Genomic DNA, 11994 nt, shown 5'->3' with positions numbered 1-11994 from the left:
CATCAAAAACAACGATTAAAGCCAAGTTTCTATTGATTTTCTTTGTTTTCCGTTGGATGATTTAATTCGTATTGACATTTCAAACCCTCATCAGTCATAATCCAAACGCTATAATCGTTACCGTCGTGTTCATTGTTATCACAGCTCCACGACCAGTAATTATTAATGTACCTATAAGCATCCTGCTTTAAAATTAATTTGGTGCCAACCGGAACTTCAAGGTTTAACCAAACTTCTTGGTTTCTCCAAATAGTTCCTTTTCTAAGCTGAAAACGAGGACTGAAAATCAGCGAAGATTCTTTTACTTCGTAGGCGTAACTTATATTTTGCGCATTTTGCAACGCACTTGGAAATGTTTTGCCTTGCGATTCGAATTTTTGGGTTAATCTGGTGATACCAGTTTCGCTTTTATTAATGTTGATCCGAATATTATTAGGCGAAACAAAAGGTCCATTTTCAAAATCTTCTACAACAATTTGATTTTTCTGATTCGAATTGATGTGATAAGCAACGCTGTCTTCCTTGCTAAAATATTTGCTTTTATCTATGTCAATAACATAACTTGGAAGTATTTTCAAATCAGTAGTTTGGGTTAATTCTGCATGCTGCTTAAACTCAGTAGAGATTTTTGCAGCTTGATATCCTGCTGTTGCAACACCTGCTAACCAAATAATTAGCAAGGCAAAAGAAAGTGTTTTATTAATTGCTTGTTTGTTAAAAGCAACACGGATAGAGAAAAGTACAAGCGCCAAAATCGGGATGAAAAACACCACGAAAGCACTCAATAAAATTATACCTCTATTACTATCGCTTACAATAGAAAAGGGGAAATATTCGTAAATACTTTCATCCCAAAACCCTTGAAAGGCCGCGAACCCAATAATTAAGGAAAGCAAGAATAAAACCCCGAAGATGATAATAACACCAGCTATAATTTTAAAAATTACCTTTCCAGTGCCTCCAATAAAGTGACCAAGCCACTCGAAGAATTCGCCGATAAAAATTCCAAAACGAGTAAATAAAGGTTGAGCATGTTTATTTACTTCTGATAAACGCTCTTTAACAGCCTGTAATTCCTCATCTAAATTTTTCTGGAAACCCTGTAAATTTGCAGGCTCACCTTTCATCTCCATTTTTTCGATACGAGATTTTGCTTTTGGCATAATCACCCAAAGAATGGCATAAACTAAAATTCCAGCTCCTCCAAGAAAAATGATCAACAACATTGCCAATCTAATCCATTTCGCTTCTGTATTTACGTAATGTGCAATACCGGCACAAACACCAGCAATTACACGCTCATCCATATCGCGGTATAATTTTTTCTCCGCGTATTGGTGCTGATAAGTTGTATTGATAATAGGCTCCTCCTCTTCTTGCTCTTCAGTGGAATCAAAATCCTGAACGCGACCCATTTGGCCAATTACCAAGTTTACATTGCTAGAATCTACAACTTGTTTTTTCTGTTCTTCCAATTGCTCCGTAAGCAATTCGGCAATTCGGTTTTCTATATCGGTTACAATTTCCAAATCATCCGCATGATTTGCAAAATGTTGTTTTACCTCAATTAAATAAGCCTTTAAGAGTTCGTAAGCACTTTCCTCAATATGAATGATGGTGTTGCCTATATTTATGATGATGGTCTTTTCCATTTCCTTTTTACTAATATTTATGAATTGGCTCCTTTTTGTGAAATACCTACAGCATAAGCCAGCTCCTGCCAGGTTTGATCTAATTGAGATAAAATTTCTTTCCCTAATTCAGTTAAGGTATAGTATTTACGCGGTGGGCCTGAGGTAGATTCTACCCAGTTGTAGCTTAACAAACCATTGTTTTTAAGCCTGGTTAATAATGGATATAGTGTGCCCTCAACCACCAACAGTTTTGCCGACCTTAATTCAGCAATAATATCAGAGGCGTAAATTTCTCCTCTCGAGATGATTGATAAAACACAGTATTCCAGAATTCCTTTCCGCATTTGTGTTTGCGTATTTTCTGCTATCATAAAACAAAGATATATGTTTTATACAATACTATGCAATACATAGTACTAAAATAAATCATAAAAAGTACTTAAACAATTGCATATCAATGCATTAATTTTAATATAGAATTTGAATATTTGATTTTTAAGCTGATAAAATGTACCAATTTCTATTTTTTTGAAAGCTCCGAAGGAGTTTATTTGGAACAATTTTAGTAATTCTTCAGTTGCAGTAGTCCTGCTTTCGCCGATAGTCTCGTAGAAAAAACAGGTGCTATTTAGCTCTTTCAGGTTTAGATTACTGACCAGTTGTACTGGGTTTTTCGGTCGGTGAGACACCAACAGATAGGTTAAAAAAAGTCTTAAGATTTATATAAAAGGAAGTCAAATCACTATTAATCGTCTGGAATTAAATCTATCTTTTCTGCGGAAATCCCTTAAATCAGCGGGAGGAAATTAAGAGATTAGGTAGTCCACTTTTTTCTATCGGTTGGTGTCTCACCGACCGATAGAAATTTAATATCCGGTTGAAACCCATTCAAGCAAAATTAATAAATAACCAAAGATTAAAAACAATTACCCTACAAACGCTATAGAATTAATATATTTTAATAATTTTGCGCAACCCTAATTTATTTTCATGAAAAAATCTATTGCGAGCATTGTTGCAGAGGCAAACCAAAGTGGCGAGGGCACGCTCAAAAGAACACTCGGCCCAATTAACTTAATTTTAATTGGCGTTGGTTTAACTTTAGGTGCTGGTTTATTTTCAATAACGGGCTTAGCGGCCGCCAATCATTCTGGCCCTGCAGTAACATTATCTTTTTTAATTGCTGCTTTAGGCTGTGGCTTTGCTGCTTTGTGTTATGCAGAGTTTGCCTCAATGATTCCGGTATCCGGAAGTGCCTATACCTACTCATATGCAACAATGGGCGAGCTTTTCGCTTGGATTATCGGATGGGATTTAGTTCTTGAATATTCTGTAGGCTGTGCAACAGTTGCCATTTCATGGTCGCAATATTTAACTAAATTTTTAGCAAGCTTGGGGCTTTATTTACCTCCTCAATTAACGCTTTCGCCTTTAGAAACCGCCAAGCTTGCAGACGGTTCTACCGTAAATGGAATTATAAATATCCCTGCTGCCTTGGTGGTTGTTTTAATGACAGCCATTTTAATCCGCGGTACAAAGGGATCGGCAATTGTTAATGGAATTATAGTTTTCTTAAAAGTTGGTGTTGTTTTGGTTTTTATCGCTTTGGGTTGGCAATATATTGATCCGGCAAATTATCACCCATACATTCCAGAAAACACAGGAACCTTTGGTCAGTTTGGTTGGAGTGGTGTTTTACGTGGGGCTGGATTAGTATTTTTCGTTTTTATCGGCTTTGATGCTGTTGCCGCATCTGCTCAGGAAACTAAAAATCCAGCTCGAGATTTACCTATCGGAATTATTGGCTCTTTGGTGGTCTGCACTATTCTGTTTGGCTTGTTTGGGCATGTTATGACAGGTTTAGCAAATTATAAGGAATTTGCAAATAGTGGTGCTCCAGTTGCAATTGCAATCGAAAAAACACCATACGGCTGGTTAAGTCAGGCTATTATTTTAGCCATTCTTATTGGTTATACTTCAGTAATTTTAATTGATTTAATGGCTCAATCGCGGATGTTCTATTCGATTAGCAAAGATGGATTACTTCCTAAAATGTTTTCTGACGTTCATTCTAAATTTAAAACGCCATGGAAATCAAATATCATTTTATGTGTTTTCATTACATTATTCGCCGCTTTTGTGCCCATGAATGTTGTTGGTGAAATGACCAGCATTGGTACACTTCTAGCCTTCTTGATGGTTTGTGTAGGAATTTTAATTCTTCGTAAAACTGATCCTGATGCCAAACGTCCTTTTAGAGTGCCATGGGTTCCGCTAATCCCAATATTGGGGATTCTAACCTGTATTGCTATGATGGTTTTCTTACCCTGGGAAACTTGGTTACGTTTAGCCGTTTGGTTAATTATAGGATTGGCGATTTACTTTTGGTACGGCAAAAAACACAGCAAGTTAAAATAGGAAGAATAAATTAAATATGAAAGCTAACAGACTGTGCACTATACAGATAGGCTGTCTTAAATAACAGATTGTGTTTACAACTTTAATAATCAGATAGATGTATAAATTCTGGTTTATAACCGTATAAATATCAGTTATTTAACAAAAAACAAAAGTTATCCACAATTCAACAATTTTTTATTTTTTTGGCTTAGGATTTGTTTTAAGAAAACTACCTACTTAAAACATTTGCCATGATTATTAAATTAGACACATCAGTTTTCAGGCTTGCCAGACAGAAAGCAGAAACTATAACAAAAGTATCTGAGCCCTTAACTAGAGCACAGTGGATTACTGCAGATAGAATTGTAATTGCAACAATGTTTATCGCCACAATTGCTGGTGCTATTTTATTTTAATGGCACAAGGTGATTAATCAAAACTCCTCTGCAATCATTTCTCTGTTCAAAGCTACTCCAGCTATTGTACCAGATGCGACTACGATAGATAGCGATCTGAATAATGACGCACAATCTCCTGCTGCATAAACGCCTTCAATTGTCGTTTTGCCAAAATCGTTAATTTTTATAGTTTTCAAATCCGTTAACTCACAACCTAAGTTTTGATAAAGATTTGAGTGTTGCTGAATTTCAGGTCGAGCATAAATAGCTTTTAACTTTAACCTTTTTCCACCTTGAGATACAACATTTTTTAAATGTCCATTCTCATGCTCCATTTCAACAATTTCATTTTCTACCACCGAAATAGATTTTGATTTAAGTTTATCCAATTGAACATCCGTAAACTGCGGTTTCCCATTGGTTAAAATAGTCAAATCTTTATTCCAGTTGTAAAGATTTGAGGCCATCTCAAAAGCATGGTCGCCATTCATTAATAAACCAATCTTTTCATTTTTTACTTCGTAACCGTGGCAATATGGACAATGGATTATGGAGATTGCCCAACAAGCATCAAACCCCTTAATATCTGGCATTACATCTTTTAACCCAGTCGATAATAGAATTTTTCGAGTGGTAAAAACTTCACCGGATTTTAGAGTGACGTTAAATCCACCTGAAATTTGTTTCGCAGATATTGCTTTGCCAGTAAAGAATTGTACCGTTGGGTATTTTAAAATTTCTGCTCTTGCCTGGGCCGAAATATCAGATGGCTTCTCTCCATCATGTGTTAAAAAATTGTGCGAATGTGGCGTTTGTGCATTGCAAGGCTTGTTATTGTCAATTATTAAAACTTTACGTAAAGCTCTACCCAAACTTAAACTTGCAGATAAACCAGCATAACTGCCCCCAACAATAATTACATCAAAATCCATATCAATACCTTTTGAACAAAAATCTGATTTTAATTTTTAAACGCAACATAATTGCATTAAAAAATTGTCATATTTTAAATTGTACTAGCGGTTTTTTCGGAAAATGGATGCTTTTATAAAATTGGAATAATAAAAATCTTCGCGTAAAAGTTCATATTGCTTAGAAAAATAAGGTCTCATTTCTACAAGTTGCGATGCCTCTACAACTGATAAAAGCTTAAAGAAGCGGTACATGGAGTTGAGCAATAATGATTTCCACCAATCTCCTATCCCATTGCCCAAACTAAAATCGACCAAAAACCAAAGTCCGTTAGGTTCTAAAAAACCATTCAATTTTTCAAAAACCATTACAGCTCTTTGCTCAGAAAAATTATCGAACAAAAATGGTGTAAGGATAACATCGAATAAAATTGACGATTCAAAGTCTTCTATCCCCTGGTTTATAAATTGCACATCGTTTTCAGCATAACTTCTTTTTTGCGAAAGTTGAATCATTTTTTCAGAGATCTCCACATAAACAATCTTTAATCCACTTGAATGGATTTTAGCAATTTCTTCGAGAATCCAGCCTGTGCCTCCGCCAACAATTAAAACCATCCTATCTTTTGGGAGATACTTTAACTGATTAATCTGTGCATTTACCTGCGATTTAAAAAACACCAATCGACTTAAAGTATCGTAGTGATTGGCTATTTTATCGTAGTTATTGAACAAGATTTTTTGGATTAAATGACTTATATTATCAATTGGATAAATTACTTACAATTTGGTTTTTATGCTTTAAAGAACAAACTGCATTCCAATAATTCCGCAAATTGCTTTAAATAAAATAAGGCCATCAATTACCATTAAATAATAAAGAATATTTTTTCTGCGATGCATGGAATAAGCTACATAAATGGTGAGCATAAACGGCAAAACATTAAAGAAAACCTGTGGAAAACCAAAGCCTTTAAAGTAGGTAAAAATACCGAGAGATATCAATCCAATAATTAATAGGGGAATTAATATGTTAAAAATTGTTCTGCGCAAGCCATATCGAACTACAAAAGTTCGAAGGTGTTTATTGCTATCTGTTGGGTAATCTTTAATATCAAAAATAATTGCATTTACGGTGCAAAACATCCAATTTTTAATGAAAAGCCAAGTCCACAAAACAGAATCGTGATAGCCAATTCCAGTCTCTATTTTGAGCATGATAAGAGGCAAAACATTGGCGCAACAAGCCCAAACAAAGCCAATTACAAATGCTTTGAGCCAACCCGTACTGCGCAAATTGAATTTCAAAAAAGACTTTGGTAATAGTCCGTAATATAAGCCACCGGCAATTACGATAATTAAAATTGCTATCCAATAACTTGCAGGAAGTTTCAAAAAATTGTTAAAATTTTGATAAAGTAGGTTGATGGCAAGCAACATACAAATGGTAAATAGAATCCCCTGACTCCAGTTTATAAATTTTTTATGTACAAAATACCATTGATTTCTTGGGTTGGTAGCCGACGGTTTTGTTGACACCCTATTGTATGCGTAGGTGTAATAAATGGTTGGCGCAAGAAAAAGTAACAGAAAATAATTTAGTGAATTATATGGTAAGCGCAGTTGTTGAGTAGCTTCCAAAGTAAGCGCCACGGCCAACAAGCCCACAAAATAATTTCCAAAAAAAATGAAACGGATAATTTTATTTCCCATTAATTAAACGGCGGTTTTAATTAAAACTGACTTAGAACTGAAGGCCAATTTCGATATAAAAACCAACAAATACGGATTTGGTTTATTTTTAAATGGTTGATATTTTATCAAAACTTAAAATCAACAGTAAACTGCGCATAAAATACATTCTGGAGTTTTTCAGTATCGGTGCTTACAAACGTTCTTGTTTTATTTATGGTCGTAATTATAGTAGTGGTTGTGGTGGTTACAGGATTTCTTGGTATGGCATAAATGGGCAAAACTGTTAATCCCCATCGTTTTGTGTCGTAACTAATTGGAAGCGAAAATTCGTAATCTAACAGTTGAATGTGGCTATTTCCGCCAACTGTAGAGCTACTTGCAGAAAGCAATTTCTTTTTACTGCTTCTGGTTTTATAATCTTGATAAAAATTCTGTGTACCGAAGTTTGTGCTAAAACTTGGAGCAATTCCCCAAAAAGATTCATCATCAAAACCATCCAACAAAAACAAATGGCTCAAAGAACCGCTGATTAAAATATCGGTCTTTTTTGAAAATACAGTGCCAATTGACGCATCAATAGAAATAAAACCTGGGTCGTAAGTTAAACCAGCATCTATACTCCCCTTAATTCCAGAAGAAACTGTTGTGCTCGATTTATTATAGAATGGCTTATCGGCAAGGAAAGTTGCACTTAATTGATCAGAAATTTCTAGATTGTAACCTGCATCAATAGAAAAAACATCAAACACTTTATTGTTTGGCTGATAAGATGCACTCGCACTAATGTTAAATCCACTTTTGTGATAATAACCAATTTCGGCATTAAGATAGGGATTTGCCACAGTATCTTTTCTGCCATTATAAACCGAATTTGTTAGATAGCCAAGCGATGCTCGAAAATGAGATTTTTTACTTGAAGTGCTGTCGTTAGTGGTTTGAGCTAGGATATTTTGATGTAGAGAAAAAGTTAACAAAACACATAAAAACACAAGTTTTGCGTAAAATAGTTTCATAAAATTCAGTTTAGTTTTAGTTCGTTTTGGTCGTTTGAGTATCTTTTTTAGGAAAGGTTTAAAGAACCAAGACAACAATAAAAAACAAGCTGACCAAACCACTGTTAATAATTAAAACTTAAGTGAAATATTATGATGAATATGCTTAATAAACTAACTACCGTTAATAGGAAAGAAGGCAAAAACTTTTCGGTTGTTGGCGACACGTACAGAATCGTAATTACGGGTAAGGAAACCAATGGAGAATATGCAATTATCGATATGCTTGTCCCATCTTTGGGTGGGCCTGGTCCTCATGCACACCCAGATATTCAAGAAGCATTTTACATTTTAGAAGGAGAAATCGAAATTACCACAGAAGAGGGTTCTTACACTGCAACCGCTGGTTCGTTTGTAAACATCCCGAAAGGTGGCTTAGTGCATCAATTTAAAAATTTAAGCGAAAATTTAACGCACATGCTTTGCATTGTTACTCCTGCCGGAATGGAAGAAATGTTTGAAGAAATTGGAACACCCGTTGAAGCCAATGTATTTTTACCTCCACCAGAAATGAATCCAGAACTGATTAAAAAATTTGAAGCCATTGCGGAGAAACATGGCCAGAAATTATATCCGCCAGATTATTTAAAAGACAAATAACAACAAAGCCCTTCAAAATTCCTGAAAGGCTTTGTCTTTTCTAATGATCAAATTCTCCAATGTTCTTGGCAGAATCCTCATCCGAAATTATCTTTCTAACTTTCTTTTTATCTAGCCATAAAACCAGTGCAGGCAATAGGGTTAAATTAAAAATTAGCGCTACAAATAAAGTAATGGAAAGTAGTAATCCGAGTACTACAGTTCCGCCGAATGTTGAGGCGGTAAAAATTCCAAAACCAAAGAACAAAATTAAGGCAATGTGCGTCATGCTTACTCCTGTTTCCGTAATGGTATCGGTTACTACTTTCGGAACACTGAAGTTGGTTAAATTTAGCTCTTGCTGATAACGTGTTAAGAAATATATCGTTTGATCGGATGCCAATCCAAATGCAATTGTAAAAATTAAAATGGTTGATGGTTTTAATGAAATCCCAAAATAACCCATAATTCCAGCCGTAATAATTAAAGGGACAATGTTTGGCAACAGCGATATAAACATAATGCCCAAACTTTTAAATTGTGCAAGGCGAAGTAAGGAGATCAAGATGATGGCCAAACCAATACTTTCGAATAAATGTTTTAGCATATAATCTGTCCCTTTAGAAAAGATTACACTCGAACCCGTTAATTCAACATCAAATTTCGATGGGGGCAAAATACTATCAATTCGAGGTTTAAGTTCTTTCATAATTGCATCCAAACGTTTAGAACCAACATCGGCCATTTGGAAACTAATTCTTGTACTTTGATTTCCCCTACCTACAAAACTGGTTAAAAGACTGGCATTTCCTTTTCCGCCATTGGCGATATAAGCCAAAATAAAGTTTTTTTCTAAATTATCTGGCAGTCTAAAAAAGGCAGAATCATTATTATAGAACGCTTGGGTGGCATATTTCAAACCCATATTTACTGAAATGGAGCGAGAGAATTCTGGATAAGCAGAAATCATTTTTTCCATCTTCTCCATTCTTTTTAGGTTTGTTAAATTGAAAACGCCATTCTTCTTTTTGGTATCTACACTAACTTCTAAAGGTAAAATTCCTTCAAAGTTTTTCTCGAAGAATTTTAAATCCGTTAAAATTTCAGAGTTTTTTGGCAAATCATCAACCACATAACCATTTACATTGATTTTTAAAACTCCGATAAAAGCAATGATGGCAATGATTACTGTTCCTATGTAAATTAACGAACTTTTTTGTTGTACTAAAACATCCGTTTTAACCAATAACTTGTGTAAGAAGCCTTCTTCAACATGCGTTTGTGCTTTAAGTTTTGGCGCTGGCAAGTAGCTGAAAATTATCGGAATTAAACACAGACACATTAACCAGGTAATCATCACGTTTATAGAAGCTACGCTCCCAAACTGCATTAAAAGTTCACTGCCAGTAAAGTATAGAACACCAAATCCAATTGCCGCCGTAATATTCGCAATAAGCGTTGTAACCGCAATTCGCTCTATTGTTAAGCTAAGTGCCTTTTGTTTATCGCCATGTTTTCTGAGTTCATTTTGATATTTATTGAGCAATAGAATACTGTTCGGAATCCCGATGATTACGATAAGAGGCGGAATTAATCCGGTCAAAATTGTAAGTTCGAATCCGAATAAAACCAGCGTTCCAATACTCCAGATTACACCCATTACAACCACTAAAATCGGGAAAAAGACAGCGTAAAACTTTTTAAAGAAAATTAACAAAATAATTGCCGAAACCAAGATTGATAATCCAAGAAAAAGCACAAATTCATTACTCACCAATTTACTAACCGCAGTACGGATGTAAGGCAAACCAGAAATGTGTACATGGATTTTAGTAGATGCTTGAAAGTCTTTGGCCTTTTGTTCGATTTGTTTTAAAATCGGATTTCGTTGTGCTGTATTTAAAATTTTGGTATCAAACGTAATCGCCATTAAGGTAGCGTTTTGTTTATTGTAAACCAGTCCTTCAAAAAATGGTGTATTGTATAATATTTTCTTAATCGAATCCATTTCTACATCCGATTTAACCAAGCCGTTTGGAATGGCTTTTAAAGTGAATTTCTGGTTAACCGTATCCTTTTCCAGTTGGAAAATCCGACCAGAAGACAATACTTGTTTAATGCCTTTTAGTTTCTGGATGTCGTTAGAAAGCTGAACCCACTGATTGTAAACATCTTTTTTAAAAATATCTGGAGATTGAATTCCAATAACCATTACACTCCCATCTTCCCCAAACTGCTTCTTAAAAGCATTGTATTTTATGAAGGCACTGTCGGTAACGGGCAAAATTTTACTTCCTGTATAAGAGAGTTTTACATTCTTAGCCTGATAAGCCATGAATATGGTGCCCAATAAAAAAAATACGATGATTGCGATACGGTTCTGAAGAATAAATCTCGATAGCTTAACCCACATGTGCAGCTTAGTTTTAATAATAATATTTAAGGGCAAAACTAATCTTATTTATAAATGGTGATTACTTTTTACACATTTAAATTTGCACAAATAACATACTTTTGAAAAAATTGTTTTAATAAGAATGCTACACAAGGTTAGAGGGATTGTTTTAAAGACCACCAATTACAGCGAAAGCAGTGTAATTGTGCAGGTTTTAACCGATAAATTCGGCATGCAATCCTATCTGATTAATGGTGTTAAAAAGCCAAAGGCGAAGATTAAAATGAATATGTTGCAATCACTTCATCTATTGGATATGGTTGTTTATCATAAAATAAACACCAATATCCAGCGGGTTTCTGAAGTTAGACAAACACCGGTTTTTAAAACAATTCCTTACGACATTGTTAAAAGCAGTATTGTTATTTTTTTAAATGAAGTTTTATATAAAAGTATTCGTCAACAATCTGCTGATGATAGTTTGTTCGATTATATTTTTAATTCTGTTGCTTGGTTTGATGAAAGCGAAGAGTTTAACCCAAACTTCCACTTATCTTTTTTATTAAAATTAACTCGTTTTTTAGGGTTTTCGCCAAACGATAAGCGAAGAACAGATCAGATTTATTTTGATTTGCAGGAAGGGGAATTTGTTTCTCGACCGCCAATTCATTCTAATTATTTAGAATTAGAGGATGCTTTAAGGTTCATATCCCTATTTAATACGCCTTTGGAAAAAATTTTTGAGATAAAATTTACCAATACCCAACGAAGATTTCTTTTAGATAAGATATTGGTATTCTATACCTTACATACCGCATCATTCGGAGAAGTGCAATCGCATAAAATTTTGGAAACATTGTTAAGCTGAAAAAAAATAAAAAAGATTTGCGAAACAAGATTATAGCGCTATATTTGCATTCCCAAAAGGAG

Annotated in this window: 11 protein-coding genes; 4 read left to right on the top strand and 7 right to left on the bottom strand. The window is 34.6% G+C overall.

Features of this window, described 5'->3' with window-relative positions; genetic code table 11:
• Positions 1-29: 29 nt before the first annotated feature.
• Positions 30-1652, bottom strand: coding sequence for a PspC domain-containing protein (locus tag H7U22_RS01735; protein WP_187069611.1), 1623 nt, complete (start codon positions 1650-1652; stop codon positions 30-32).
• Positions 1653-1669: 17 nt separating this feature from the next.
• Positions 1670-2005, bottom strand: coding sequence for a PadR family transcriptional regulator (locus tag H7U22_RS01730; RefSeq protein ID WP_187069610.1), 336 nt, complete (start codon positions 2003-2005; stop codon positions 1670-1672).
• A gap of 619 nt (positions 2006-2624) precedes the next feature.
• On the opposite strand from H7U22_RS01730, the gene H7U22_RS01725 reads away from it, so the two are divergent.
• Together H7U22_RS01725 and H7U22_RS01720 are read left to right on the top strand one after the other, a co-directional pair.
• Positions 2625-4052 (top strand): amino acid permease, encoded by a 1428-nt coding sequence (locus H7U22_RS01725; RefSeq protein WP_187069609.1) that lies wholly within the window; start codon positions 2625-2627, stop codon positions 4050-4052.
• Positions 4053-4285: 233 nt separating this feature from the next.
• A complete protein-coding gene (locus H7U22_RS01720; RefSeq protein ID WP_187069608.1) occupies positions 4286-4450 on the top strand; it encodes a hypothetical protein in 165 nt (54 codons plus the stop codon).
• A gap of 17 nt (positions 4451-4467) precedes the next feature.
• Here H7U22_RS01720 and H7U22_RS01715 read toward each other — a convergent pair whose 3' ends face one another.
• The 4 genes from H7U22_RS01715 to H7U22_RS01700 form a co-directional block, all read right to left on the bottom strand.
• Entirely contained in the window at positions 4468-5364 is an 897-nt protein-coding gene (locus H7U22_RS01715; RefSeq protein WP_187069607.1) for an NAD(P)/FAD-dependent oxidoreductase, read from the bottom strand.
• 84 nt (positions 5365-5448) lie between these two features.
• Positions 5449-6078 (bottom strand): class I SAM-dependent methyltransferase, encoded by a 630-nt coding sequence (locus tag H7U22_RS01710; protein WP_187069606.1) that lies wholly within the window; start codon positions 6076-6078, stop codon positions 5449-5451.
• A gap of 66 nt (positions 6079-6144) precedes the next feature.
• Positions 6145-7056, bottom strand: a complete 912-nt coding sequence (locus H7U22_RS01705; RefSeq protein ID WP_187069605.1) for a UbiA prenyltransferase family protein — start codon at positions 7054-7056, stop codon at positions 6145-6147.
• Between the two features lie 107 nt (positions 7057-7163).
• Positions 7164-8051 (bottom strand): hypothetical protein, encoded by an 888-nt coding sequence (locus H7U22_RS01700; RefSeq protein WP_187069604.1) that lies wholly within the window; start codon positions 8049-8051, stop codon positions 7164-7166.
• 141 nt (positions 8052-8192) lie between these two features.
• Between H7U22_RS01700 and H7U22_RS01695 the strand changes: the two genes are divergently transcribed.
• A complete protein-coding gene (locus H7U22_RS01695) occupies positions 8193-8690 on the top strand; it encodes a cupin domain-containing protein (RefSeq protein WP_248284649.1) in 498 nt (165 codons plus the stop codon).
• Between the two features lie 40 nt (positions 8691-8730).
• On the opposite strand, the gene H7U22_RS01690 is transcribed toward H7U22_RS01695, so the two are convergent.
• Positions 8731-11082, bottom strand: a complete 2352-nt coding sequence (locus H7U22_RS01690) for an efflux RND transporter permease subunit (protein WP_248284648.1) — start codon at positions 11080-11082, stop codon at positions 8731-8733.
• A gap of 124 nt (positions 11083-11206) precedes the next feature.
• Between H7U22_RS01690 and recO the strand changes: the two genes are divergently transcribed.
• A complete protein-coding gene (gene recO / locus H7U22_RS01685; protein WP_187069602.1) occupies positions 11207-11932 on the top strand; it encodes a DNA repair protein RecO in 726 nt (241 codons plus the stop codon).
• Positions 11933-11994: the final 62 nt, after the last annotated feature.

The sequence above is a fragment of the Pedobacter fastidiosus genome (assembly GCF_014306625.1).
GTDB classification, from domain to species: Bacteria; Bacteroidota; Bacteroidia; order Sphingobacteriales; family Sphingobacteriaceae; genus Pedobacter; species Pedobacter fastidiosus.
The sequence above is the reverse complement of the archived record's forward strand: the minus strand, read 5'-3'. Positions and strand labels throughout refer to the sequence as shown.